At 62.3% G+C, this 25,123-nt stretch carries 22 protein-coding genes and 1 pseudogene; 20 read left to right on the top strand and 3 right to left on the bottom strand.

The window, feature by feature from the left end; all coding sequences use genetic code 11:
* Positions 1–5: 5 nt before the first annotated feature.
* From tssE to ACFIMZ_RS10475, 19 genes are all read left to right on the top strand, one after another.
* Positions 6–434 (top strand): type VI secretion system baseplate subunit TssE, encoded by a 429-nt coding sequence (gene tssE / locus ACFIMZ_RS10565; protein ID WP_431819473.1) that lies wholly within the window; start codon positions 6–8, stop codon positions 432–434.
* A gap of 19 nt (positions 435–453) precedes the next feature.
* Positions 454–2,220, top strand: coding sequence for a type VI secretion system baseplate subunit TssF (tssF, locus tag ACFIMZ_RS10560; RefSeq protein ID WP_431819472.1), 1,767 nt, complete (start codon positions 454–456; stop codon positions 2,218–2,220).
* Complete coding sequence (gene tssG / locus ACFIMZ_RS10555) at positions 2,184–3,203, top strand: type VI secretion system baseplate subunit TssG (protein WP_431819471.1); 1,020 nt, start codon at positions 2,184–2,186, stop codon at positions 3,201–3,203. Before tssF ends, tssG begins: the two co-directional genes overlap by 37 nt.
* A gap of 11 nt (positions 3,204–3,214) precedes the next feature.
* The gene (gene tagH / locus ACFIMZ_RS10550; protein ID WP_431819470.1) at positions 3,215–4,552 is read left to right on the top strand and encodes a type VI secretion system-associated FHA domain protein TagH; all 1,338 of its coding nucleotides are present in this window, start codon (positions 3,215–3,217) and stop codon (positions 4,550–4,552) included.
* Positions 4,549–5,742 carry a type VI secretion system lipoprotein TssJ gene (gene tssJ, locus ACFIMZ_RS10545; RefSeq protein WP_431819469.1) on the top strand — a complete coding sequence of 398 codons (1,194 nt, stop codon included), beginning with the start codon at positions 4,549–4,551 and terminating at the stop codon, positions 5,740–5,742. The genes tagH and tssJ overlap by 4 nt, the downstream gene beginning before the upstream one ends.
* Positions 5,739–7,076, top strand: coding sequence for a type VI secretion system baseplate subunit TssK (gene tssK, locus ACFIMZ_RS10540; protein ID WP_431819468.1), 1,338 nt, complete (start codon positions 5,739–5,741; stop codon positions 7,074–7,076). Before tssJ ends, tssK begins: the two co-directional genes overlap by 4 nt.
* A 1-nt stretch (position 7,077) precedes the next feature.
* Positions 7,078–7,965: a type IVB secretion system protein IcmH/DotU gene (icmH, locus tag ACFIMZ_RS10535; RefSeq protein WP_431819467.1), complete on the top strand. Its 888-nt coding sequence runs from the start codon at positions 7,078–7,080 to the stop codon at positions 7,963–7,965.
* A 20-nt stretch (positions 7,966–7,985) separates the two neighbouring features.
* Entirely contained in the window at positions 7,986–10,058 is a 2,073-nt protein-coding gene (locus ACFIMZ_RS10530; protein ID WP_431819466.1) for a type VI secretion system Vgr family protein, read from the top strand.
* Complete coding sequence (locus ACFIMZ_RS10525) at positions 10,055–10,990, top strand: hypothetical protein (RefSeq protein ID WP_431819465.1); 936 nt, start codon at positions 10,055–10,057, stop codon at positions 10,988–10,990. The genes ACFIMZ_RS10530 and ACFIMZ_RS10525 overlap by 4 nt, the downstream gene beginning before the upstream one ends.
* Complete coding sequence (locus ACFIMZ_RS10520; protein ID WP_431819464.1) at positions 10,987–14,283, top strand: T6SS effector BTH_I2691 family protein; 3,297 nt, start codon at positions 10,987–10,989, stop codon at positions 14,281–14,283. Before ACFIMZ_RS10525 ends, ACFIMZ_RS10520 begins: the two co-directional genes overlap by 4 nt.
* Before the next feature lie 110 nt (positions 14,284–14,393).
* Positions 14,394–15,068, top strand: a complete 675-nt coding sequence (locus ACFIMZ_RS10515; protein WP_431819463.1) for a DUF6708 domain-containing protein — start codon at positions 14,394–14,396, stop codon at positions 15,066–15,068.
* Positions 15,069–15,204: 136 nt separating this feature from the next.
* The gene (locus ACFIMZ_RS10510; protein ID WP_431819462.1) at positions 15,205–15,993 is read left to right on the top strand and encodes a DUF6708 domain-containing protein; all 789 of its coding nucleotides are present in this window, start codon (positions 15,205–15,207) and stop codon (positions 15,991–15,993) included.
* 212 nt (positions 15,994–16,205) lie between these two features.
* Entirely contained in the window at positions 16,206–16,889 is a 684-nt protein-coding gene (locus ACFIMZ_RS10505; protein ID WP_431819461.1) for a DUF6708 domain-containing protein, read from the top strand.
* Positions 16,890–16,927: 38 nt separating this feature from the next.
* Complete coding sequence (locus tag ACFIMZ_RS10500; RefSeq protein ID WP_431819460.1) at positions 16,928–17,656, top strand: DUF6708 domain-containing protein; 729 nt, start codon at positions 16,928–16,930, stop codon at positions 17,654–17,656.
* A 107-nt stretch (positions 17,657–17,763) separates the two neighbouring features.
* Positions 17,764–18,021, top strand: a complete 258-nt coding sequence (locus ACFIMZ_RS10495; RefSeq protein WP_431819459.1) for a PAAR domain-containing protein — start codon at positions 17,764–17,766, stop codon at positions 18,019–18,021.
* Between the two features lie 96 nt (positions 18,022–18,117).
* Positions 18,118–18,573: a hypothetical protein gene (locus tag ACFIMZ_RS10490; RefSeq protein ID WP_431819458.1), complete on the top strand. Its 456-nt coding sequence runs from the start codon at positions 18,118–18,120 to the stop codon at positions 18,571–18,573.
* Positions 18,574–18,673: 100 nt separating this feature from the next.
* Positions 18,674–18,835 (top strand): hypothetical protein, encoded by a 162-nt coding sequence (locus ACFIMZ_RS10485; RefSeq protein ID WP_431819457.1) that lies wholly within the window; start codon positions 18,674–18,676, stop codon positions 18,833–18,835.
* A 524-nt stretch (positions 18,836–19,359) separates the two neighbouring features.
* Positions 19,360–20,928, top strand: coding sequence for a hypothetical protein (locus ACFIMZ_RS10480; protein ID WP_431819456.1), 1,569 nt, complete (start codon positions 19,360–19,362; stop codon positions 20,926–20,928).
* Positions 20,929–21,037: 109 nt separating this feature from the next.
* Positions 21,038–21,454: a DUF3742 family protein gene (locus tag ACFIMZ_RS10475; RefSeq protein ID WP_431819455.1), complete on the top strand. Its 417-nt coding sequence runs from the start codon at positions 21,038–21,040 to the stop codon at positions 21,452–21,454.
* A gap of 7 nt (positions 21,455–21,461) precedes the next feature.
* Here ACFIMZ_RS10475 and ACFIMZ_RS10470 read toward each other — a convergent pair whose 3' ends face one another.
* Both ACFIMZ_RS10470 and ACFIMZ_RS10465 read right to left on the bottom strand, forming a co-directional pair.
* Complete coding sequence (locus ACFIMZ_RS10470) at positions 21,462–23,051, bottom strand: conjugal transfer protein TraG N-terminal domain-containing protein (protein ID WP_431819454.1); 1,590 nt, start codon at positions 23,049–23,051, stop codon at positions 21,462–21,464.
* An 11-nt stretch (positions 23,052–23,062) separates the two neighbouring features.
* Positions 23,063–23,407 (bottom strand): hypothetical protein, encoded by a 345-nt coding sequence (locus ACFIMZ_RS10465; protein ID WP_431819453.1) that lies wholly within the window; start codon positions 23,405–23,407, stop codon positions 23,063–23,065.
* Between the two features lie 298 nt (positions 23,408–23,705).
* Here ACFIMZ_RS10465 and ACFIMZ_RS10460 point away from each other — a divergent pair.
* Positions 23,706–23,914 (top strand): annotated as a pseudogene (locus tag ACFIMZ_RS10460) (hypothetical protein); the annotation flags it as partial.
* Between the two features lie 200 nt (positions 23,915–24,114).
* Here the strand turns inward: ACFIMZ_RS10460 and ACFIMZ_RS10455 are convergent.
* Positions 24,115–24,573 (bottom strand): DUF6623 family protein, encoded by a 459-nt coding sequence (locus ACFIMZ_RS10455; protein ID WP_431819452.1) that lies wholly within the window; start codon positions 24,571–24,573, stop codon positions 24,115–24,117.
* Positions 24,574–25,123: the final 550 nt, after the last annotated feature.

Genomic DNA, 25,123 nt, shown 5'->3' with positions numbered 1-25,123 from the left:
GACGCATGCCGCGCTCCCTCGGCCAGGGCAGCCTGTTCGAACGGCTTGATCCAGATCTGCCGCCGCGCCGCGTGCGCACGCGGCAGGCGCTGGCGTCGGAGCGCATCGGTGCCATCAAGGACCACCTCGAGCGCATTCTCAATAGCCGCCGGGGCAGCTCGCAAAGCTGCCCTGGTTTCGGCCTTGAGGATCTGAACGACGCCGCAGCCAGCCAGATGGATCTGCGCCATCAGGTATGCCAGGACGTCCGTGCCGCGGTTACGGCCTACGAACCTCGCGTGCAGGTGCTGAACGTTCATCCCGTCACCGCGCACGGCCAGACGGGTCCGCTGCATTTTCGTTTGCACTGTCTGGTGCCAGTTAACGACAACACGGAGGACGTGGAGATCGATCTGCTCGTCCAGCACCGGGAGCGCTGGATCCACGTGATCTAGCACCCAGCCAGGAGGGCTGATGCCACTGAAGCGAAAATTCCGCGAAGAGCTGGACTATATGCGCCGCCTCGGCCAGGTGTTCGCGCGCAACAATCCGCAGCTCGCGCGATACCTGGGGGAGGAAGCCACCGATCCCGATGTGGAGCGGCTGATGGAAGGCTTTGCCTTCCTCACGGCCAAGCTGCGCTTGAAGATCGATGACGACTTCCCGGAGCTGACCCACCCGTTGCTGCAACTGCTGTGGCCGAACTACCTGCGTCCGTTGCCCAGCGCCACCATCATGCAGTTCCTGCCGATGGACCGCACCATCACAGAGCGGCATGTGATCCCCAAGGGGACACGCATGCGCGCTCGCGAGGTAGACGGCATTCCCTGCGAGTTCCGCACCTGTGCTGACATGGCCATCTATCCCTTGCGGATCGATCAGGTCAGCGATGCGCACTCGCTGGAGAAATCGACCGTGCGCGTGGATCTGTCCACGCTCAGTCAAAGCCCGCCCAGTACCTACGATTGCGACCAGCTCGATTTCTACCTGAGCGGCAGTGATTACACCGCCATGACGCTTTATCTGTGGCTGGCCGAATACCTCGGCGAAATCCGCATGGAGGTCGCGGGGCAGGTGCGTCACATCCCTGCCAGCCAGGTGCTGTTTCACGGCTTCGCGCCTGATCAGGCGCTGCTGCCATACCCGAAGAACGCACTGGACGGTTACCGAATTTTGCAGGAGTACTTCCTGTTCCCGCGCCGGTTCTTCTTCTTCGGTATCCGCGGGCTGCGTTCACTCTGGCCCACCGAGCAGACTGGGCAGATCCGCCTGGAATTCGTTTTCACCCGGCCCATGCCCGAGGACGTGCGCATCCGCACGGGCGACCTGGCGCTGTACTGCACGCCGGCCGTGAACCTGTTCGAACACGAGGGCGAGCCCGTCCGGCTGACCGGCAAAGCGGTGGACTATCGCCTGAGTCCAGCAGGGCAGCGGGCCGACGCCTACGAGATTTTCAGCATCGACAGTGTCGACGGCTGGAAGGGCGAGGGCAGCGGCAAGGCCGGCGAATGGCTGCGCACCTACCAGCCCTTCGAGTCGCTGCGCCACCAGATCGACTACGAGCGCGGCCACACCACGCTTTACTACCGCACCCGCATCGAACCGTCGCTCACCGCCGCCGGTGTCGAGCACCGTGTCTCGTTCGTGCGTGGCGACGAGCACCACTACATCGGTCGCGACGAGACGGTCTCGGTGTCGCTGACCTGCACTAACCGCGATCTGCCGCTGGCGTTGGGCGCGGGGGACGTGCGCATCCCCACACCCGACGTCCCCACCTTCGTCAGCAGTCGCAACCTGACGGCACCCACCCCGTCGTATCGGCCAGTTCTGGACGGCAACCTGCAGTGGCGGCTCATCTCCAATCTGTCGCCGACCTACCTGTCGCTGCTGTCCGCCGAGCCGTTGAAGGCCGTCATCAGCGCCTACGACTTCGCCGCTCACCACGATATCCAGCGGCGCCGCGCCACGCAGAAGCGCCTGGATGCACTGCTGGAGGTCGCGACCACGCCGGTTGACCGCATGTTTCAGGCACTGCCGATTCGCGGCATCCGCAGCGTGGTCAAGCTCGATCAGGCGGGGTTTGCCTGCGAAGGCGACCTCTACCTGTTCGGCACGGTGCTCAGTCACTTCCTCGCGCTGTACAGCAGCATTTCCTCCTTCCATATGCTGGAGGCGATCAACACCACCAATCAGGAGCACTACGCATGGCCCATGCGCAGCGGAACCCAAGCCCTGATTTGACTGAAAAGCTGCTGGAGAGTGCCAGGAACCATGACTTCTTCTTGCTGCTGGAACGGCTGCATGCGCTACATGGCGATGATCTCGAGTCGCCCGACAGCGACGATCCCGAGCGCCAGCGCATCAAGCTGAGCAACTATGCCGGCATGGGTTTCCCGGCCTCCGACGTGTCGCTGGCACGGCACCTGGCGCACAGCGAGCCGCACCAGTACGAGGTGCAGGCAACGTTCTTCGGCATGCACGGCCCTGACTCGCCGCTGCCGTCCTACTATGTGGAGCGGCTGGCCTATGAGGCCGGGCAGGGCATCGGCATCCGTCCGGCGTTCTTCGACGTCTTCCATCACCGCTTGCTGACGCTGCTGCATCAGGCGTGGCGCAAGTACCGGCACTACATCCGCTTCCGCCCGGGTGCCAGCGACCCGCTCTCGCAGCGCCTGTTTGCGCTGATCGGTCTCGAGAACACCGCCATCCGCGGCGATACGCCCATCGCCTGGAGCCGCCTGCTCAGTTTTGCCGGCGCCGTGGTGCATCGCAGCCGCTCGCCCGCGATGGTCGCCGGGCTGATCGCACACTGCTTCGACCTCAAGGACGTCGACATCCGCGATTTCGAACTGCGCCACGCCGACATCGACCCCGGCGATCGCGTCCAGCTCGGTTGCCTCAATGGTTTGCTCGGCGAGAGCTTCCGCGTGGGCGACAGCGTGCGCACGCGCCACGCCAAATTCACCGTCGTCATCGCCAACCTCAGCCAGCAGCGGTTCCGCGAATTTCTTCCGCACGGCGAGAACTTCGAGCGTCTGCGCCTGCTGGTCGCCTTCTTGCTGCGCGACCAAACCCCGTGCGACCTCGAACTGGCGCTGCGCGAAAACGAAATCCCTTCCTTCAACCTCGCGGACGACGTCGGCACCGAATTGGGCTGGACCAGTTTTCTGGAACAGCCTGCGTTACGCCGGCCGCCGCGCGTTCGACTCACGGTGCGCGCATGAATACAGTATCCATGGAGCCCCGCCTGGCTTTGGTCGTTGCCAACCCGGAAGCCTTGCAGCAAGGCACAGCACCGCGCTACAGCTTTGACCCCGCCGGCGGCACCATCGGCTCGCAGAGTGCCAGTTGGCTGCTGCACGACCGCGCCGGCCGCGTGCAGCCTCAACACTGCGAAATCCGCTTTGAGGATGGTGGCTATCTCGTCATCGATCGCAGCGGCCACACCCGCCTGAACGAACAAACCCGTCCCTTGGGCCTGCACGCAAGCGCGCGCTTGCGTGACGCGGACACCCTGCACGTCGGGCCGTACCGCCTCTCGGTGCACTTGGACGAGGAGCAGCACGCGTTGCCGGACCCGTCCCGCGTGCTGGCCCAGCACGACGTCGAAGAATTGATGCAGTTGCCCGACGACTACCTGGACAGCTTGCCCGCCGCAGCGCCCGAGGGGCAGCACCCCGCCACGCCGAATCCCGACTGGGCCGCTTTCCAGGCCCTGAGCGAGCCGCCACGGCCGCAGGGCCAGCTCGACCCATTGCACGCGCTGGACCTCGCTGCCCAGCGGAACGCGGGTGCCACCGTGCACGCGTCGCTCGATCCGCTCGACCCCCATCACTACGGACTGTCGCCGTTGGCGGCCCAGGCCGACCTTGCCGCCACGGCGCAGGAAGCCGTTTACGGCAGGCCCATCCATGCATCAGGAGACACCCTCATGTCGGAACACGACAGCCACAACCCCGCCGCCAGCGCGTGGCTGCATGCGCAGCAAGCCAACGGCCACGATCCGGCCGGCGTGGTCAATCCGCTAATCGAAGGGCTCGGCGCGCCAGTGGGGGCTCTGGATGCCCAAACAGCTTACGCGCTGCTCTACGAGGCAGGCCGTAGCCTCAGTGCGGCCATCAGCGGCCTGAGCGCTTTGCACGGCAGCGCGCCCGAACAGCGCCAGCGCACCTTGCAGCCCATCGAAGACAACCCCCTGCGTCTGGGGCAAAGCTATCCGGACACCGTACGCGCTATGTTCGCCGCCGACCGCAGCGTCGTTCATCTGTCGCCCGCGGCAGCGATCGAGGAATCGCTCGAGCAGATCCATCGCCAGCAGCGGGCCACCCATCAGGCCATCACCGCCGGTCTCGGCGCACTGCTGCAAGCCTTCTCCCCGGAGCAGTTGCAACGGCGATTCACTCGTTACCGACCGCCGCAGGGCGGCCAGGCGAACAGCGACGGCTGGGCATGGCAGATGTATGGGCATTACTACGACGAGCTGATCTCCGGGCGTCAGCAGGGCTTCGACAAATTGTTTTGGGAGGTCTTCGATCAAGCCTACGACCAGGCGTTGCGTGCGGAGGCACCATGAAGCGAAGCCTCGCGCTTCTGCTCGCCGGCATGCTGCTCGCCGGCTGCAGCACCGTGGGCAACGTGTTCAAGAAGACGGGCCGGGTCTTGATGGACCCGTCCATCCCGGTGGGCGCGCCCGACGACCAGCCGACGCAGATCGCCTTGAGCCTGTATGCCAGCGCCGACGTCAATCCCAACCCGGTCAGCGCGTCGGCCGCCGACAGCGCCGCCGTGGTCGATGAACCGACCGAGGAGAAGCTGGTCGGGGAGGGCCCGTATGCCGTCAGCTTCAACGGCGCCACCAAGGGCGAACTCATCAGCGGCTTGCGCGCCTTGCTGGACCATTTGCAGGGCGAGGAGGGTATCGTGCCACTGCCGTCGCATGGCACCGGCCGGCCGCTCCCGAATTCCCTCACCGTCACGCCCACCGGCAAGCCGCCCTTGCCGCCGGACGGGCAGCTTCGCCGCAGCCCGTCGCTGGCGGACGCGCCCGGTGTCGCGCCAAACTTGGGCCAGTACCGCAAGGGCGACAGTTTGGCCGCAGCGAGCCCGCTGGCGCCGGCGCCAGCGTCACCAACGTCAGCTGAAGCGTCGCCAGCGCCGGCGTCCAGCACCGCCGCCACGCCGATCGCCTTCCAGGTACTCCAGCTCAAGGACGACAGCATGCTGGAAAACGCTGACCTCGACCTCGTCAGCCAGAACCCTAAGAAGGCGCTGGGCAGCACCTTCATTGCCGCAGACGACTACACCCTCGCACCCGGCCAGTTCAAGTTCATCGAATTCAGTCCCATCGAGGACAAGGCCCGCTACGTGGCCGTCGTAGCTGCCTTTCACGATGTCAATGCGACCCGCCGGTACGACGTTTTCCGGCTCGAACCGCGCGGGCGCAAATACGCCTTGCTGGTCACCCTGCAAGACACCCGCGTCACCATTACCAACGAGGCCTATCGCGCGCCGGACCCGTCGCGCGAACCCGCCCGCGACACGCGGGACCCGCAACGCAAACCGGTCCGCGGCGCACCGGACATGTTGCGTGAGCCGACCGATAGCGCGCCGGACATGTTGCGCGAACCGACTGATCGCGCACGCGACCTATTGCGCAAACCGACTGACACCGCACCGGACCTGTTGCGCAAACCGCCCTCCCGTCCGCAGTTGTTCCGCGGATTGTCCCGCGAGGCGGCCACCCAAACGAGCAAGCAACCATGACCACCCGCAATCCCATCGCCTGGAACGAAGGGCTCTTCGTCAAGCCCCAGCATTTCCAACAAACCAGTCGCTACCTCGAGCACTACGTCAATGTCCGCTTGGGTCGTAAATACGGCTACGGTTTCGCCGAGCTGGTGTTGAACCAAGACTTCCTTGCCATTGGCAAGATCGCCATCGTGCGTGCGCGCGGCATCTTGCCCGACGGCACCGCCTTCGATATCCCGCACGACCAGCCGCCGCCGGAGCCGCTGGACATCACCGATGCCACCGCTGCCAACCAGACCGTCTATCTCACGCTGCCGCTGCGCTCCGACGGCATGGCCGAAATCCGGTGGCCGGACACCTACGCCAATGCTCGCTACGTCGCGCGCACCGAAGACGTGCGCGACACCCACAGCCACCAGGGCAACCATGTCGCCGTGACCATGGCCGTACCCAACCTGCAACTGGCGCTGGAGCGGGACGACCGCAGCGCCTTCACCGGGCTGGCCATCGGCCGCATTCTCGACCGGCGTCCCGATGGCAGCCTGCTGATGGATAGCGGTTTCCACATCACCGGCCTGCATCTGCGAGCCATCAGCCAGCTCGCGCATTTCATGGAAGAAATCGCCGCGCTCGCGCACGAGCGCGCCAAGAGCATCGCCGAGCGCATTGGTTCGCCTGGCCAGGCCGGCGTCGCCGACGTCACCGACTTCAATCTGCTGCAGGCGCTCAACCGCTGGCAACACCTGTTCCGGCATCTCGCGCGCGACAGCGACGTGCATCCGCTCGACGCCTACCTCGCGTGCGGCCAGGCCTGCGGCGAACTCGTCACGTTCACCGACGAGGCGCGCGTGCCACCGGAGTTTCCGGCCTACCAGCATGACAACCCGCAGGCCACCTTCCACCTGCTGCAGGAAACCCTGCGCCGCGTGCTCAGCACTGTGCTGCAACCGCGCGCCGTGTCCCTGCCGCTGGTCAAGGAGCGCCATGGCGTGCTCACCGCCCAAGTCAACGACCCCAGCCTCATGCAGAGCGCGGAATTCATTCTCGCCGTGCGTGCGCGCATGCCGCTGGACCAGTTGCGCCAGCTCTTCTTGCAACAGGCCAAGGTCGCCTCCCAGCAAACGCTGCTCGATCTCATCCGCCTGCAATTGCCCGGCATCCCGCTCAGCCCGCTGCCGGTGGCGCCGCGCCACCTGCCGTTCCATGCCGGCTTCACCTACTTCCAGCTCGATCGCACGCATCCGAACTGGCAGAAGTTGATGCAGAAGGGCGCCAACGGTTTCGGTTTCCACATCACCGGCGATTTCCCGGAACTGGAACTCCAGTTCTGGGCTATTCGGAGTCAATGACATGAACACCACCGTCGACATCGGCAACGACAGGACCGATCGCGAGCCGCGGCTGCGGGCACACCAACTGGCACCGAATCCACCGGGAGCCACGTCGGGCGACTTCCTGCGCACACCGCCTGTCTCCCCGATGGGCGACAAGGACCGCATGCTCTTCGACTCGGTGCACCACATCGACTACGACGACGACCTGCAATTCCAGCTACGCGGTCACAGCTTCAACCCCCTGGTGGATGCCGCCCAGCCGCTGCTTGGCCTGGTCATCCGCTTGCGCCGCCTCGACCGCTGCGACGACATCCCCAGGCTCTACGCCAACGTGCGCGACCAGATCACCGCGCTGTCCGAGGAAGTGCGCCAGCTCGGCTACGACGGCGCCACGCAGTTGGCCTACCGCTACGCGCTGTGCGTCTTCATCGACGAAGCCGTCATGGGTACTCCCTGGGGCAACGGTTCGGTCTGGCGCAAGCGCTCGCTGCTCAGCTACCACCACAACGAAACCTGGGGCGGCGAGAAATTCTTCACCGTGCTTTCGCGCATGCAGATGGAGCCGGAGCGATACCACCACGTCCTGGAATTCAAGTACCTCTGTCTCTGCCTGGGGTATCGGGGCAAATACGGTCAGCAGCACAACCAGCAGGACACGCTCAACGCCATCATCGTCAAGCTCCACCGCATCCTGCGGCCGCTGCGCGGCGATGCGCCCGAGCGCCTCACCGATGCGCCCGTCGTCGCCACGCGTCGCTACCGCCTCAAGCGCCAGATGCCCCTCTGGACACCCTGGGCCATCGCGTTGGTCGTACTGGTCGGCGCCTACCTGTTCTTCTCGATCAGGCTGGGCACCACCACGGACCAGGTCCTGCAATCGCTGGATCACATCCTTAAACCCTAACCCAGGCCACCGGAGCGACCATGCCCACGCAATCCGACCTGCGCTTTACCTTCACCGCTGGCGACGAGTCATTTGAGGTCGTCGAGTTCACCTTGTACGAAGGTCTGTCCGAGACCTTCCTCTTGCAGATGGAATTGGCCAGCGCGAATCCCGTCATCGACTTCGGCCAGGTGCTCGACCGCAACGGTTTGCTCACCATCTGGCAGGGCGGGCAGCCGGTGCGCTACGTGCACGGCGCCATCTCATCGCTGGCCCAAGGCGAGACGGGGTTTCGACGGACACGCTATTCCGCCGTGGTTGAGCCGCGCCTGGCGCGACTGAAGCTGTCGTCCGACTGGCGCATCTTCCAGACCCTGAGCGTGCCCGAGATCGCCACGGCCGTGCTCAAGGCACACAACCAAACGCTGGACTACGAACAGCGCGTGACCGCCGAGCATCTGGCGCGCGAGTACTGCGTGCAGGCCGGCGACACCGATTACGACTTCGTCGAACGCATCCTGCGCGAGGAAGGCTTTTTCTACGCCTTCCAGCACAAGGCTGATGGCCATCGCCTGATCCACTGCGACCGCCTGTTCATCTACGGTCGCCAGCAGGGCGAGCCGGTGCTGTACAACCCAGCGCCGGGCGGCGACCAGCCGCAACCCAGTTTGCGCACCTTCGCCTATACGGAGAACGTGCGTACCGCGCGTCAGGTGCAGCGTGACTACACCTTCAAGAGCCCACGCTATCCCCACGAATACCCACGTGAGGGCACCGACCTCGATCACCAAGGCCGCGGCTACGCGCGCTACGACTACCCGGGCCGCTACAAGCACGAAGCCAGCGGCAAGGCCTTTACGCAAGACCGCCTGCGCGGCCACCGTCGCGATGCGCGTATGGCCAGCGTGAGCGGCGACGATGCGCGCCTGCAACCGGGCATCGCCTTCGACCTGATCGGCCACCCGCGTGAGGACATGAACCGCGGCTGGCGCCCGGTCAGCATCGTCCATCACGGCAAGCAATACACCAGCCAAGCCGAGGAGGGTGCCGACGCGCAGCAAGGCACGCACTACCGCTACGAAGCGGTGCTGGTGCCGGACGACGCGGAATGGCGCGCCGAACCACTGCCGGGCCCACGCATCGACGGTCCGCAGCCGGCGATGGTGGTTGGCCCGGAAGGCGAAGAGATCTACACCGACGAGTACGGCCGGGTGAAGGTGCAGTTCCCGTGGGATCGCGAAGGCAAGCACGACGAGCACAGCTCGTGCTGGATCCAGGTCGCGCAGAACTGGGCTGGCGCGACGTGGGGGCATATGGCGATCCCGCGCATCGGGCAGGAAGTCATTGTGGTCAACCTGGATGGCGATCCGGACCAGCCTCTCATCATCGGGCGGGCGTACAACCGCTTGCAGTTGCCGCCGTACGAACTGCCGCGACACAAGACGCGGATGACGATCAAAAGCCAGACCCACAAGGGCGAGGGCTACAACGAACTGCGCTTCGAGGACGAGGCGGATCAGGAGGAAATCTACGTCCACGCGCAGAAGGATCAGAACATCCACGTCAACCACGACGAAACCACCTTCGTGGGCAACGACCGCAGTGAACAGGTGGAACATGACGAGACCATCGCCATCGGCAACGACCGCAAAGAGACCGTGGGCCACGACGAGCAGGTCACCATCGGCCAGGATCGGCGCCACGATATCGGTCAGGACGACTTTCTGACCATTGGCCGCAACCACACCATCCACACCGGCAAGGACCGCATGGAGGAGGTCGGCAACCACCGTCGCGACAAGACCGCCGCGAATCACACGGTCGATATCGGCGGGCATCTGGAGCAGCGAGTGCAGGGGCGTGCCGAACTGGAGGCGGGGCAGGCTATTCGGCATCGCACCAAGGTCTATGAAGTCCACGCTGCAGAGGTGCTGGAAGTCAAAGGCCCCGGTGGCACCGTGCGCATCGACAGCGGCGGCATCACGCTGGAAGGCGTGGCGATTCGTACGAAGGGGCCGCTCACGCAGGATAGTGGAGGTGCCGGTAACAGCCTGGCTTTCGACGGCGCCCCCATCAAGGGCCTACTGGCCGATTGCGTGGAAAAACAGCGATGAGTCACGATCTCCTGTATCGGTTTGCCACAGAACAGCGTCATAAGGAAGACTACCTCTGTCTCCTGCTCGATCCGCTGGCCGAGTGCGACGCAGATGACCCGCTGCATATCGATTCGCTTAGCGAACGACTCGGCAGCGAGGCATGCGTTCGCGTGCTGCGTGTCGATCTTGCACATAGCCCCGGAGCGTGCCCCATCTTGCTCACTTTGGCGCAGCCGGGAGAAGAAGCGGACCGTTCCCTGCTGTCACAGATAGAAGCCACCATGCGCCGTGAGGCCTTCTATCGAAAGCGCTATGTCTGCGGCCTGGTTGCCGCCCCGTTGACGCCCGAGGAAGTGGCCGCGCATATCCTGTCGCTATGCCGCTATGCGTCCGGTCCCGAAGGTCGGGGCTTTATCCCCCTCTTTGAACCGCTTCGGATGGAGTTGTGGGCCGCGTGTCGCATGGCGGGCAGCCTTTGGCCGCTGCGCCAATGGCTGATTTGTTTGAGCGGAGCCAGCATAACGTTGCTCGAAGGCAAGCCGGACCACAACCCCGCCAACGCCTCCGAACACACCTGGTTCGCCCAGCGCTCGGCTCGCTTAATCGCCGACATCGGGGCAGCGTGGCAACGCGTGAGCGAAGCATCGTTCGACAACGCACATCTCCGAAACCCGGGCGCCGCGCTCACACCCCAGCAGGTCACCGCCGTGGCTTACCGCGCCGTCCGGGCGGCACACACGCTGGGCCTGCGTGACCATCGCGACATCCTGATCCTAGGACTCCATAGCCTGCGAATCCACCCGCGGCTGCATGAGCATCCTCAAGTGCGGGCCAGCATCGAACGGGCCGCGCGCGGCAATACCCCTCTCTCGGATGACTTCGACCGCTGCACCGACGCGATGTGGCAGCACATCGCAAATGAACTTGACGCAGCATGGAGTGCAACATGAGTAGTACTAGCCAACGTTTGAGTACTGCCGCGGCGGAAACCTGTCCTGCGGCGCCGGGTGTCTGCCGCACCTGCGAGCGAACCGGCCTGCCTCTCTTGCTGCTGCGCAAGGCGGTGATACCCACCCATCGGTCCTTGGCGAAAATCGACCCACCCAGCAACGCGTCCATCCAATCGTCGCTGCGCACGCTCCGCGAAGGCTACGTGTACGTCCTGCTCGACAGAAAGCAGTGGCAGGCCTACCAAGTCACACCCGAGGGTTTCCTGCGGCAATTCAACCCGTATGAGATGCCGCGCAGTCGACCCGCGCCGCTCTCCAAGCGGTGCCTCGACGCGGGGCACGACCTGCGAGCCTCGTTCCTGCGCCTCGACGCCCGAGTGCATCGCACGGCATGGATTGCCTTCGCGCACGACCCGTGGCCAAGCACCGTGCTCGATGCTTACAAGACCGGCAAGCGTGCCGACGGCTCGTCGCTGCCGGCCGACTACCGCCAGCGCTTCGTTGAGATCGAACTGGCCGCCATCAAAGCCGACCCCTCGGCCAAAGGGCAGGCGCTGGCACTTGAGCATGCCCATGCGTTGGCGGAGCACGTGGCCGAGTACGCCAGCGGCACCAACGATTTCGGCAGCGCCCATGGCTGGTATCCGCGTCAATCCCGTTTGGAGGCGATGCGCAACTATCTGCACATCCTCGAACGGCAGGAAGGGGCCACTCAAGGCGTCGCCGGCCTGATCCTGCCCGATCCCGTCGGTATGGCACAGGAACTCAACAACCTGCGCCTGTCGGTCACCACCTACAAGCAATGCTGGGCCGAAGAGCCTAGCCGGAAATACAAGTTCATGACGTCGCAGGCGTTGCTGGGTATCAAAACCCTGATTGCGCAGCGCGCGGATGCGGAGACACCGGACAACACGGAATACTGGTCGCACAGCGAAATGGGATCGCCCCCCGTCTTTCGCGATCCGGCCGAGGAGCGCGGGGATATTGTCCACGGCAAAACTCGCAGCAGGATCAAGCGCCTCGAAAAGCGCTACCGTGAGACCGGCAAGGACGGTCGGGCCAACTTCCAGCAGCAGTACGACGATGCGCAGGCCGAGTTTCAGCAGCGTATCGACGCCTACGCCAAGATGTGGGCGGCGCAGATCGACAGTGCCGCCTGGAAGCGGGTCATCGCACTGGACTACGCTGATGCCGTGGCACGCTCGGTCGGCTGCCGCTTGAAGACTGTCGCGAAATGCCTGGCCGGCGGCGTGACCGACGCCGTGCTAGCGCCACCGAAGCCGGATCAGAAGCCCACACCTGAAGTGCTTGGGCCCAGTGGCAACGTATGGAAGCAGTTGCTGAGCGATCCCGGTAGCCCGGCTTATATCGCCCTGCAAGGCCAGCAGACCAGCCTGCATCAGGCCTTTGTGCCGATGTTCGGTGCCGGTGCCATGCCGAACGACGCCGGCAAGAAGTACTTCGACACGCTCAAGGGCCTCGTCGGCGCGGGCGAGGTGGCTAACTGGCGCGAAGCCGCCACAATCGCGGCAGCTGATGACCTGCTTGCAGCTATACACGGCGCAGCCGCGCGTTTGGATCAGCACCTGAGCGCTGGCGTCAAGAGCGCGCTCGACCAGCTTCACGTCGGCGCCGCCTGGCTCTATGGCAACGTGCGGCTCACCCAGGTCAAGATACAACTCACCGTGGGCGAGTGCCTCAGCCTCATCGCCACCGAACTGCACAGCACCGCTGCGGTGGCTGGGAGTAAGGCCGGCCGCCGCGTGCGCGCCGTGCTCTTCAGCGGCCTTATTGCCATTCCCGACAGCACGCTGCGAAACGTACTGATCGACGTCACGCTATGGACCCACGGCACGGCGGAGCAGGTCAAGCAGCGCCTCTTGGGCCTGCAACATGACGTGAGCGCCGCCGGGCGCGACATCACCCGCGCCGCGGGTGTCCTCACGGGCGATGCCCGCAACGAAGCCAAGGCCGCCCTGCGCCAGGTCCAGGCCGGCCTCAAAAACCTGGAGCCCGCGGCCCAAAAAGTCCTCAAGGGCATCCAGCTCACCGGGGCCGGCGCGAGGCGCTTCGTCGATGGCAGCCTGGCCAGCCTCAAGCGTCTGTCCGTCACCGGGGTCGATGGCGGGCTTTCCCTCATCAGCCTGTACTTCCTGCAAGACAGTCTGAAAAGTACGCTCGCCGATCTGGACGCCAAGATCGGTGCGCGGCACCCGGAAGCGGTCGCGGCTTTCTACGCCGCTACGGCGGGGCTGATGGGGGCGGGCGTGGAAGCGGCCGGCCTGGCCATCAAGCTACCGGCCGATGCATCGCAGGCCTTCCTGCGGAGCTTGGGGGCGATGGACACGCCCAAGCTAACCAAGGCGGTGGGGTTGGGTGAAAAGTTGATCAGAGCCGGGGGGGTGATTGCGGCGGTGGGAGGGATTGCCGATGGCGTGGGGAATTGGACTGCGGCGGTACGCGTTGCAAAGGTTGGAGACAAGGAAGCTGTCGGGATCTATGCATTAGCCGGAGGACTTTCAATCGCAGGTGCCATCGTTACCGGAGTGGCGGTGGGCGCTGATGCAACGGCGATTATCGGTGGGAGCATGGCGTACCTCGGCGTTGGTGCGCTTGGTTGGGGGCTTCTACTCGGATTGGCGGCATACGCGGCCGTAGCAATCGCGAAGAGCTTGGAGTCGACCGCTTTGGAAATGTGGGCGCGCCACAGTTACTTCGGTACCGAAGAAAAACATCGTCGGTGGGAAATCAAGGCGGAGGACAGTCCCGAAGCAATTGCGCAGACGATGAGCAGTGCCATCGCGGCACTGAACGCGGCCGTCTTGGGCATGGAGGTGGCCTTGGGATTCCAGATCGGTAAGCGGGCCGTGAAAGCGACGAATGCTTTCGAAGCAGCAAAGAACGGTGTGGCCTGGGAGACGGTGAAGGAACTCGCTTACCAGATCGTGCTGCCGGGTTACGATCCCGCCAACTCGGGTTACCGCTTCACACTGGAACTGGAGCGCTTTGGCGCGCGTCGCGATGGCCGCCTTACAACGGAAACCAGCACGCAGGTACTGGCTTCCAGCCAGGTCAATGTGGAAGGCACACCGGCCCCTCCATCGGCAAGCCAGCAACGGGGAGAGGCTTGGGCAATGCAGAGCCAGCCGAGTAAAAGTAGCCCTGTTCTCCAAGGCACCTACCAAATGCCGCTCCCTAACGGTGTGCGTTCGGCCACGCTTACTATCACCTACTGGCCTGACCGAAGCGACGATAACGGTTATGCGGAAGTCATCATGACGGAGGTGTCGTGATGGCGCAGCCTAAGCTCAATCCACCGTGTGATGGTTGGCAGCGTGATCTACCTGGCCCGCACGACCCCATCAGGGAAGGGCCCATGTTGCTTTGGGCCCATCCAAATCACATGGACGACACCTATCTAGAGTTGCCGCGCCGAAATAATAAAATCTTATTTTTATTATTGGGAATTGCTGGATTTTTCTTCTCAGTATTTTATTTTATAATACCAATGATTTATATCCCAATGATGTCGGGGATGAGGGTTGGCGAGATTTTGTTTTCGATGTTGATAACGGCGATTCCATTAATTGTGCTAATCACTGTTACGTTGCTATGCATTCGATTGGTGATATCTATTCCAGCCGATCAGCCGATTCGATTCAATCGCCTGCGACGCAAGGTGTATGTCTACGAGAGTCACTACAGCGGCAACCCCTACGTCGACTGGCCGATCACGGCGCGAAGCTACGATTGGGACTGCGTTCGCGCCGAGGCATGGAAGCAACGCGGCGCTACGTCCGGCGGTGCGATGGTACTCAGCGAAGGGGTCTCGCTTGCCGTCGTCGCACCGGGTACGAACGACGTGCTCGACCGATTCCAATTGAAAGGCAACGTCCAAACAGCCATGTGGGCCTATATCTGCACCTATATGCAGAGTGGCCCGCACGCACTGAAACGCGCAGACCATGAGGTGACGCCAGTCCCCAATGAAGAGATCGGTGATGCTCCCCTCCTGAAGTGGATACCCAAGGTGGCATGGCCGCCGGAAATGGATGCCGAATCGCGCACTGCGCCATGACACGCCACGAAATGAATCTACGCCCGTTCTTGCCGCTCCCTAGTGGCGTGCGTTCGGCGACGCTCACCATTACCTACTGGCCAGACCGAAGCGACGATAACGGCTACGCGGAAGTCATTCTGACGGAGTTGGCGTGATGGCACGACCCAAGCTCAATCCCCCGTGTGATGGCTGGCAGCGCGATTTGCCTGGTCCGCATGATCCCGTCGAAGAAGGGCCGGCGTTGCTGTGGACCCGACCGAATCATATGGATGATGTTTATCTAGAATTGCCGCGCCGCAATTCTATGCGATGGTTTTTTGCTCTAATGGGAGCGGTGTGTGCCATTACCACTATTGGCTTGTTGATATTAGCCATCGTTGATATCCGAGATATTATTCAATTGGCATTTGATGAGATTATATTGATCGCGCCAATGTGTCTATTTGCTTTATGTGCGGGTGTAACCATTTCGTTACTTTGTAGTCGCTTAGCAATTTCGATCCCGGCCGATCAGCCGATTCGATTCAATCGCCTGCGACGCAAGGTTTACGTCTACGAGAGCCACTACAGCGGTAACCCCTACGTCGACTGGCCGATCACGACGCGCAGCTACGATTGGGACTGCGTTCGCGCCGAGGCATGGAAGCAACGCGGCGCGACGTCCAGCGGCGCGATGGCACTCAGCGAAGGGGTCTCGCTTGCCGTCGTCGCACCGAGTACGAACGATGTGCTCGACCGGTTCCAATTGAAAGGCAATGTGCAAACAGCCATGTGGGCCTATATCTGCACCTATATGCAGAGTGGCCCGCATGCACTGAAACGCGCAGACGATGAGGTGGCACCAGTCCCCAACGAAGAGGTCAGTGATGTCCCCCTTCTGAAGTGGATACCCAAGGCGGCATGGCCACCCGCGATGGACAGGGAATCGCGCACCGCGCCATGAGGCCCGTGGATATCCACGAAGTTAGCCTGCCCCGTTCTCCAGCCAGACAAGAGCGATGAGGACGGCTATGCCCGGCTGATAGCCAGAGAAGACAAAATGGATCATGCCAAGAAGGGGGGCTCCCAGTGACCACACCACAACTTCATCCCCCTTGCTCTGGATGGCAGGTAGATCTGCCAGGCCCCTATGCGCCACCTAACGTGGAAGCGGCCATGGGACATCAGGCGCCCAGTCATCAAGATGATGTCTATCTGGAAATCCCTAGGAATGCGTTTGCCGTCCGGGGAATTCTCTTGCTGACTAGCGTGACTGGGATCATCGCGCTTATCGGTACACCGACACTTGTTGTGGAAACTTGGAAGTCGGGTGATTACGGGCTTACGATTATCGCACTACTAACTATGGTGACTTGTGTGTGGATGGTTGCGATAGCATGGCGGTGTGATATATCTCCCCCACGTAGTGAACCCATCCGCTTCAACCGGGCGCGCCAACGCATCTACGCCTACAACTTCACGTACCGCTGGTGGAACCCCTTCGAGCGCTGGCGGGTCGTCCCGGTCGCCTACGACTGGTCGCAAGTCCGTGCCGAAGGTTGGAAAAAGCGCGCCGCCACCGCGAAAGGCGCAGTCATTATCAAGTGGGGTGTGGTGCTGTCCATCGTCGAGCCGGGCACCAACAAGGTCATCGACCGTTTCCCTCTGAGTACCATGGGCCCCAACGAGTTCGCCTGGGCTTACATCTGCACCTACATGCAGCAAGGCCCCTCGGCGTTACCACCCATCGAATCGCCGCGCGACCTCAACGACGTGCCCGAGTACAACCTCGCACTGCGACTTGCACCAAGAGTGAAGTGGCCAGCGGACATGGACCACGAGTCGAGAACAGCACCTTGACACAAGCACAGCTCAATCCCCCTTGCTCGGGATGGCAAATGGATCTGCCAGGCCCCTATGCGCCACCTAACGTGGAAGCGGCCATGGGACGTCAGGCGCCCAGTCATCAAGATGATGTCTACCTGGAAATCCCTAGGAATGCCTTTGCCGTCCGGGGAATTCTACTGCTGGTTAGCTTGCCCTCGATTATCTGGTTAATGTGGTCACGAACACTCATAGCGGAAGCTTGGGAAGTGGGTGAATACACATTGATGCTACTTGCATCGCTAGCTATTGCGATTAGCGTATGGATGGTTGCGATCGCATGGCGGTGCGACATATCCCCGCCGCGTAGCCAACCCATCCGCTTCAACCGGGCACGCCAACGCATCTACGCCTACAACTTCACGTACCGCTGGTGGAACCCCTTCGAGCGTTGGCGGGTCATTCCGGTCGCCTACGACTGGTCACAGGTCCGTGCCGAAGGTTGGAAGAAGCGCGGCGCCACCGCGCAAGGCGCAGTCATTTTCAAGTGGGGCGTGGTGCTGTCCATCGTCGAGCCGGGCACCAACAAGGTCATCGACCGCTTTCCCCTGAGCACCATGGGTCCCAACGAGTTCGCCTGGGCCTACATCTGCACCTACATGCAACAAGGCCCCTCGGCCCTGCCGCCACTCGAATCGCCACGCGACTTGAACGACGTGCCCGAGTACAACCTCGCGCTGCGCCTTGCGCCGAAAGTGAAGTGGCCGACGGACATGGACCTCGAGTCGAGAACGGCACCTTGATACAGGCGGACTGGCACAAGCCATGGAGACAGTGCCTCCGGGGCAACACAAGTCTCAGTACGCGATTTCATTGATGGAGAAGTAGTCCCAACCATAAGGAGCTTGATATGCGACCTATCGTACTCGTCGGTCACCGACACAGCTGTCCTATCCACGGTGACGGCACCGTCGTCAGCGGCGCCGAGTCCGCCGCCATCAACGGCCGAGCCGTGGCGCGCGTTGGCGACCGCATCAGTTGCGGCGCGGTGATTCAAACCGGCTCAACCGGCACGGAGATCGAAGGTCAGCCGGCGGCGCGGCAGGGCGACACCACCAGCCATGGCGGCACGCTGGTCGAGGGCGAGGCTGGATGGATGGTGGAGTGACCGCCGCCGGTGACAGCGGTCGCGATGGGCGGCTGCTGTCATCGATGTCTACCGAAGATGGATTTCGCCTCGCGATGGCGTAGGCAAGGAGTAGCGATGAAGGACGACGATCGGTCATCGGCTGGCAAGCCGTCGTCCCGGGCCTCGGGCTCGCAGGACACCAACGTCGATATCCCCGGCTACAAGCGCATGGATTTTCCGGACGGCAGCTACGTGCTCGAAGGTCAGCACGGCGAGCAGGTGCTCGTCTCGGAATCGGGCAACATGAGTGTGAACGTCCCGGCGATTCGCAGTGTGCAAATCGACGATCTGAGCCAGGTCGTACGCCACGAGGTAGTACAGGTCCACGACACGATCTCGCATACCGTGCATTTGGTGGGAAATGGCGTCTTCGGATACCTGCATCTGCGCAATGGTCACGGTCTATCGATCGAAGGTCGCAACGTCGCATTTCGTATCTGCCAGGACGGTGTCATTCTTGTCCTTGGCTCGGCCACGAACCGTAACGCTGCCAATAGGTCTCCCCCAGCACCCCCTGGCAGCGAGCAATAGCGATGGATGACGGCAGTGTGCCGTAGGCATCAAGCAATGGGCCTCGGAGACAGGCCAAAGTCACAGAGGGTGGTCGCGTGACGGGGTCAAGGGAGGAGCGATGGAATTCGAGTTTTATGCCAGGGAGGCAACGCTGATCAAGGAAGGCCAGGTGGAGATTCTGAGCTTCCTCGATCAGCCCGAAGCCCCTCACGATTATCTGATCGTGCAACGCACTTTGCATCCTGATGCGCGCGACGTATGGCTCGGTCAGGACACCTAATTTGTCGAGGTAGCAAAGGACAAGCGGGCAGGGTATGGCGGGGTTGAGGAAGTCAGGATCGGAGCGGATGTCATCGAGTTCGTGCTCTCCGACGCGGACGATACATGGGCCGGATTGGCCCGTGTGAAAATCAGACACACGTTCCACGGTGAGGCATGGTCGACCGCGGTCCAAGGGCTACGGAAGCTCTTCCGGGAGACGGAAGTAAAGATACTGTCGCTGTGTCGGGAACAAAGGCCGGCCCAGGACCGAGCAAGAAGCACGACATCGTCTTGTCGAACACGGGCCTTGGACCGGCGATCATCAAGAGTATGCCGATAACGGCGGGTGGCATGGTCGGTAGTCATCGCCAGGCATCTGCCGTTGGACAGTGCTGTACGAAAAGGCGTACACCAAAATCAAACTCGTCTCATTGGAGGCGTGCGCAACCTTCCCTAGCATGATGAACTGGCCCAGATTTTCATGATCAGGGCTCGATATTCCGCGCTCATGCGCGTGCTGTCGTTTCGCTGGAGAACCATGACATGGATAGGCGCCCGACCGTACCCGAATGGCCGACGTCTGAAGCGTTTTCGATTCAGCATTCCCTCGGTGAAGGTTGCCGGATTGATGTGACCGACGGTGCCAGCAAAGACACCGCCGACTTGATGCACATAGCGTTGGAGTTGTCCTTTGCGTGGGGAGGGAAGTGGATCCGTTGCTCCGGCATTGTGCCGGGCGCCACGATGTGGGTGACCATTGGTGAGCTTCGCCCCGTGGATGATGGCGAAAAATTGCAGCTGGTTGAGGACATTTGGGCGGTGGTCCGGCCCAAGCTCGTCGACTGGCTACGTTCGCGAGCGGTCGCTGAGCAACTCTCCTTGCGCCTTACCCATGGCATGTGGTTCGAATTCTGCTGGGGTCGTAAGTTACCGGCCCTGCCTTACGCCGCGGAGATCTGCGTTCACTACGACGCCGCTTATGTGGCGGACTATGCTTTGCGTCGCCGACGGCAGCCCCTGCGGGAGCTGCCGGCCCCACCGGGACAGGTGCGGCGGCATCAATTCGTGACCATTCGTCGCTTGTTGCTTGCCGTGTTGGATCGCAGTCGTCTTGCACTCGACGCCCGGTATAGCCGTCTACCGATACCAGTTCGCTGGCGCGTGGCGGGTGTGATGGCGGCGTGGCAGGCATTGTGCGACGTACTAGATGCGCAGGCCACGGGCCGAACGCTCACGACATTGCTGACCAACGCGCCGATCCTACAAGTCCTCGATCACGTCAGCGCTTTGACTCAGACCATGTTGCCCAGAGGTACCCGGGGCCGGCCTGTTGAGCAGTTGGTCGCCGATGTCCGGCAAAGCGTTCTTTGGTATGCGTTTGAACTGCGCAAGGGCGTGTTCTACGAGCCCAGCGAAACCCTGCACCTGCTTCTGGACTCCGCCCGTATCGCCGATGATGTACCCATTGGCATGGTGTCGTTGCCGGTCGATACTTTCTGTATCCTTCCCAAGGCTGGCGCCGCCGGCGGGAGCGCCGATCATGCAATCGCGTTTTTCCGGAACCCAACGGGCATCGGCTTCGCGACGTGGTCCGACCGGCACGTGGCAGACGGGGGGCAAGTGCTCGAGTTCCGTGTGCTCGAGTTTCCAATGGACGAACCCGAGGTGACGATACGCGAAGCACTGCGCCGCGTCTTTGCGCAGGATGACGCCGTGACGCAGGAACACCAAGACTTGCAGGAGCAGCAGGAACAATGGCGGGCGGCCCTCGACTATGCGATCAAGATGTTGCTGTACTTGAAGGCCCGTCCTGCCCACGTGATTCCTGATCGTGCCTACACGGATGCGCCGAAGAATATTGGTGGCCTCGGCAAACGCAGGCGGGCCGAACGACTCGAAGAGATCGCACAACTATACGACCGGTTTGTCGTCGGGCCGGCACTGCTCGATGAGGAATTGGCAAGCCGGTCCCCGACCCACGGGGGCAACGAACTGAGTACCCATTGGCGCAGCCCCTATTTCAAAATGCAGCATTACGGTCGTCGGAACACGCAGCGCAAACTGGTGTTCGTTGGCCCGACGATTGTCAGGGCGGACCGCTTGGGAGAGTGATGCGTCGACCGCCTGCGGCCATCGGGTGCCTAGCGTTACGGGTGCATCGTGCACCCGGGTTATGCCGGAAGGAAACACGGTTGATTCGAGTGCGTAGGAGGTCCCGGACATGAACAAGGCAAAGACAATGACGTTTGCCGAGCGTGCCGGCCGTACGGTTGGCCGGTGGCTGAAGCCGGTCGTACGTATGGAATCCACCGTCTGGCACAATGTTGCGGCGGCGGGCGCACCGCACGGGTTGATGCTCACGCTGAAGTGGTGCGTGCGCCTCGCGTTGCTGCTGGGTCTGCTGTACCTCTGGGTCGTCCCCGCGCTTATCGTTCTGTTCCTCGTTCTTCTGGGGAGCCGTGGCGCCGGAACTGCTGATGAAGAGCTTTGGAACCCGTCGTTTGAAGTCCACGACTACATGCGGCAGGAAGAGGAGGCACTGAAGCCCCAGTGGCGCGAGGGGCATTCCGGGTGGGGGCTTTACTCCCACGACGATCATGCGCTGGATGTCGACAACCCGGACGACTACAGGCAGTGATTCCTGACTAGCCGTCCTTTCCCTTTGACTTGGGATTGAGCTTGGCGTTGAGGCGATTGCTCACCTGTTGTGTCCCAAACCCTCCAATAAACTGTCCTGCTTTGGCGCCTGCGGATTTTGCATCGTGGGTGGCTGCGGTGAGCCCTTGCACAAAGTTCCCTGCACGCACGCCGGCCCACGCCAGCGCCATCACCCAGAAACTTGGCAACACGAGGAACATCGTGGCCGTCACGAAGTTCACCATAATGTCGCCAAAGGCGTTGTCCAATCCCAGCAGCGGATCGAAGTTGGTGTGCGGCCGGTCCACGCCAAACCCCCAGCTGCCGTAGAGTGCGTCCAGGATCGTGCTGTCGACCCAGCGCGCCAGCTGATACCAGAAGTCGACGAAGTACAGCGAGAATTGCACCACGCTGGCCGTGACCACGGACTTGAGGTCCAGCGCGCTGAACACCAGCACGAACGGGATGCACATCACCAGCGCCGCCTTCAGAAACGACAGCGCCATCGGCAACGCCTGGCGCATGACATCCATGGCCGGGAAGAAGCCCACTGCACCCGCAGCCAGACCTACATCGCCAGCGACGCGTCCCGCCCAGTTCGGCGCGGTCTTACCGATTTGCCCACCGTAGTCGGCGTATACGCTGCCGCTGTTGACGTTCTGCTTTTGCGGCGCAGCGATGGCGCGAATGACCGCATCATCCGCCTGCTCCTTGGGGATGAAGCTGGCCCACTTACTGACCTGGGTCAGCAAGTCCGGGCTGACCTGCGCCAGCAGGCGTGCTCGTAGTCCCTTGCCGCCATCGCTCCACCACTGCTGGCAGGTCGGGTAGCCCCCGCCGCTCGGCACCTGCGCCAACCCGGCATCGCGGGTGGCGTTGTACGGCCAGGCGGTACGCGGCGTGTGCGAGTGGTAGGTGTCGTAGTAGCCGGGGTTGGTCAGGAACTGGCGTGAGCCGATCCAGGTGACGTCGTACATCTGCGCGTCGTTGAGCGTCGGACGGCTCATGAACAGCTTGGCTCGCGCCGGGCCATAGCAGTCGTTGGAAAAGTCGGCGACTTCCTGCGATAGCACTGGATCGGCGATGCGCGCGCTGTCGATGTTCATCCGCATCTGCCGCAAATCGATGCCGCACGGAATCGCCGCCACCGCAGCGCCGGTCACGGCCTTGGACACGACGTGCGTGAAGAACCACCATAGTGGAACCTTCGCGCTCTGGTGATTCACGGTGGTGAACGACTGGCTCCATCCGGTATCTCCCGGTTCGGCCACCATCACCTGGCATTGCTTGGAGCGCGTCATGTCGAACTTGATGGTATCCATGCTGACGTCGATGACCGGGATGCCAGCGAATATCAGCACCATGACGGCGATCCAGATGCGGTTCTCGACGCGGGCGGTGGAAAGCATCCCTTTGTTGCCCTCGTCGGCGCCTTCAGCCCGGGCCCGTAGCCACTCCTGAATCACGATGGCGAGAAAGGGGACGGCGATCAGGCTGGTGGCCACCAGGGTGTTCCAGATGCCGTTGTGTACCACCCAGCCGATCAGCGTCAGGTAGTACTCCAGGTAGTCGTTGGTGTAGAGGGTTGTTCCTCGCATGGCCGTCTCCGTTACGACTGGCCCAGCCACTGGCTGAGCTCGATCAGCACGGCCAGCGGCAGGGCAATCCGTTCCATGAAGCGCACGCGTAGGCGACTCTCCGGATCGCGTTGCAACAGCTGACGGCGCGCCCATAGCCAGCCGGCAGCGATGGCGGTATACAGGCACAGTCGCCAGGCGAGGAAAAACAGCTTGTACTCGTCCAGCCACTGGCTCCAGGCGACGATCCCGCCGGCCAAGTAGATGCCGATGACGTTCGCGGCGAACGCCACCAGGAGCAGCAGCGCCGTCCACAGCACCGCCGCGCGCAGCAGGCGTCGGTGCGACGTAGCGGACCACCGTGACGGAATGGACATGTTGAACTCCCGGGCTCGCATGGCTTGTCGTCGAACTACCCGCTCAGGAGGGGCAGGCAGTGACTGAGGGAGTTCATCGCACCTGGCTGGCGCCGGCGAGCGAAAATGTGATGCGCGCGATACCGCTTTGTTGCGAGGGGAATCGAAGTCCGCGGTGTCGGCGGGGGCGGCAAGAAAAAAGGTGTTCCGCGGATTTCAGTGGATGTTGCTGTCCGCCTCTCTTCGGCTGTTGGGACTCGCGCGAGGTGGATAATGGCTTCCGGGGTTCTTCGGACGTCTATGTTCGCGCGAACGGTACCGATGGTGGCGAAGTGAAGCGGTGCGCAAGTTGGATGAGGAACTCCCGCGCAAGCGCGAGCACGTCATGATCGACCAAAAGAGTGAACCGATTCCGTGCAGGACTGTTGCATGCGCTGATCCGAGTCAGTAGCGATCGCGCTGCAGGAGTGCCTTAACGCACGACTGTCGACCCGCAACGTGCCGTGCATTCTCGCCAACATCGAGCACTGAGCATGCACAAAGAATATCGACGCATTTTGGCTGCGATGGTCCTCGTCCTTCAGACTTACCGCGACTGAGCAGCGTGTGGATCACGCGACGGCAATGCATCCGTTGGCGATGTAATCGCCAACGGATGCATTGCCCCAGGTCACCGCTACCGGCGCAACGGACACGAGTGAGTCAATCGCTAAGCCCGCCGGCCCTGCTCAAACGAAAAAGTCGCCGCCGGCAGACGAGACGATCAATCGAGCGTCAGGGATCGGTGTGTCGAAGCCAATGTCGGCCACAAAGAAAAACGATACGCCCATCCCCCACACGACCGTGTGCGGCTCTGATAGAGCGAACGTATTCGCATTATCGAGTTCAGTCCGGTGCTCGCCCGTCAGCAGCAGGTCGTTGAACTCCTGTACCTTGCCTGAGCCGTCGTAGATATGGACATTGCGGATGCTGCCGGAGGTTGCCGCAAACATGAGAAACAGGCGCTGCACCTGCGAGCGCACATCGCCGATGATAACGGGCGTGGCTAGCGGAATGTGAAACCAGCTGTTTTGACCGGGCTTTATCACCATGTCCGCGCCCCAGCCGAAATGCCCGACGCGGTCAAGGCTGCCCGGGTTCTCAACCGTCAGCGCGTTACCGTGAATCCAACTCGCATGAAGAGCCATGTCGCACCACCCCTTCTTACATTCCTTTAGTTACGTTAAACGGTAGTAGTTACGCCCGGTCAATGCAGTCATCGTTTTCCCGAGCCGCGTATTCAATGTTTTCGGCATTATTTTTGCTGAAACGCTTGTCACTTTTCTGAAATTTTCGCGCGGCTGGCAAGGATCGGTTTAAGGTCCTCGTCAAGCGCTACATTAATAATCAATATTTTCGCTCCGTATTGGTGCAGCTGGGTGAAGGCCAATAGCGCATTCTTACTTCTCTGAAACAGGGGCTCTATGCATTTCGCGTAGGACCATCTCGCACGGGAATCCGAATCTCGACAGATCCGGAGAGGCGAGACGCGTCAGGCTTGCCAGCCATGATTGGAATATCCCCAACGGCTGATAAGGCTGCTGTAGTGAGGGGCACGACGTGCGCGCGAGGGCCGTTGGAAGCGCGGAACTGACGTTGGAATGTCCGCCTCAGCGCGTGTCCGGACGTCCGTAGTTGGCCGACCTCGGCCCGTTGACTCTCCGGTTGTCGGCGACCGGCTCACACCGGCCCTCACGT

The sequence above is a fragment of the Burkholderia sp. F1 genome (assembly GCF_050813845.1).
GTDB lineage: Bacteria > Pseudomonadota > Gammaproteobacteria > Burkholderiales > Burkholderiaceae > Burkholderia > Burkholderia ubonensis.
The sequence above is the reverse complement of the archived record's forward strand: the minus strand, read 5'-3'. Positions and strand labels throughout refer to the sequence as shown.

Coding starts and splice junctions, on each gene's coding strand:
- ACFIMZ_RS10515 (WP_431819463.1), top strand. CDS start 14,394: ATGGACGACACCTATCTAGAGTTGCCGCGCCGAAATAATAAAATCTTA.
- ACFIMZ_RS10485 (WP_431819457.1), top strand. CDS start 18,674: ATGGAATTCGAGTTTTATGCCAGGGAGGCAACGCTGATCAAGGAAGGC.
- ACFIMZ_RS10520 (WP_431819464.1), top strand. CDS start 10,987: ATGAGTAGTACTAGCCAACGTTTGAGTACTGCCGCGGCGGAAACCTGT.
- tssK (WP_431819468.1), top strand. CDS start 5,739: ATGACCACCCGCAATCCCATCGCCTGGAACGAAGGGCTCTTCGTCAAG.
- ACFIMZ_RS10510 (WP_431819462.1), top strand. CDS start 15,205: ATGGCACGACCCAAGCTCAATCCCCCGTGTGATGGCTGGCAGCGCGAT.
- ACFIMZ_RS10465 (WP_431819453.1), bottom strand. CDS start 23,407: ATGTCCATTCCGTCACGGTGGTCCGCTACGTCGCACCGACGCCTGCTG.
- tssG (WP_431819471.1), top strand. CDS start 2,184: ATGGCCCATGCGCAGCGGAACCCAAGCCCTGATTTGACTGAAAAGCTG.
- ACFIMZ_RS10470 (WP_431819454.1), bottom strand. CDS start 23,051: ATGCGAGGAACAACCCTCTACACCAACGACTACCTGGAGTACTACCTG.
- ACFIMZ_RS10505 (WP_431819461.1), top strand. CDS start 16,206: ATGGGACATCAGGCGCCCAGTCATCAAGATGATGTCTATCTGGAAATC.
- ACFIMZ_RS10490 (WP_431819458.1), top strand. CDS start 18,118: ATGAAGGACGACGATCGGTCATCGGCTGGCAAGCCGTCGTCCCGGGCC.
- ACFIMZ_RS10525 (WP_431819465.1), top strand. CDS start 10,055: ATGAGTCACGATCTCCTGTATCGGTTTGCCACAGAACAGCGTCATAAG.
- icmH (WP_431819467.1), top strand. CDS start 7,078: ATGAACACCACCGTCGACATCGGCAACGACAGGACCGATCGCGAGCCG.
- ACFIMZ_RS10480 (WP_431819456.1), top strand. CDS start 19,360: ATGGATAGGCGCCCGACCGTACCCGAATGGCCGACGTCTGAAGCGTTT.
- ACFIMZ_RS10500 (WP_431819460.1), top strand. CDS start 16,928: ATGGATCTGCCAGGCCCCTATGCGCCACCTAACGTGGAAGCGGCCATG.
- ACFIMZ_RS10455 (WP_431819452.1), bottom strand. CDS start 24,573: ATGGCTCTTCATGCGAGTTGGATTCACGGTAACGCGCTGACGGTTGAG.
- ACFIMZ_RS10475 (WP_431819455.1), top strand. CDS start 21,038: ATGAACAAGGCAAAGACAATGACGTTTGCCGAGCGTGCCGGCCGTACG.
- ACFIMZ_RS10530 (WP_431819466.1), top strand. CDS start 7,986: ATGCCCACGCAATCCGACCTGCGCTTTACCTTCACCGCTGGCGACGAG.
- tssE (WP_431819473.1), top strand. CDS start 6: ATGCCGCGCTCCCTCGGCCAGGGCAGCCTGTTCGAACGGCTTGATCCA.
- tssJ (WP_431819469.1), top strand. CDS start 4,549: ATGAAGCGAAGCCTCGCGCTTCTGCTCGCCGGCATGCTGCTCGCCGGC.
- tagH (WP_431819470.1), top strand. CDS start 3,215: ATGGAGCCCCGCCTGGCTTTGGTCGTTGCCAACCCGGAAGCCTTGCAG.
- tssF (WP_431819472.1), top strand. CDS start 454: ATGCCACTGAAGCGAAAATTCCGCGAAGAGCTGGACTATATGCGCCGC.
- ACFIMZ_RS10495 (WP_431819459.1), top strand. CDS start 17,764: ATGCGACCTATCGTACTCGTCGGTCACCGACACAGCTGTCCTATCCAC.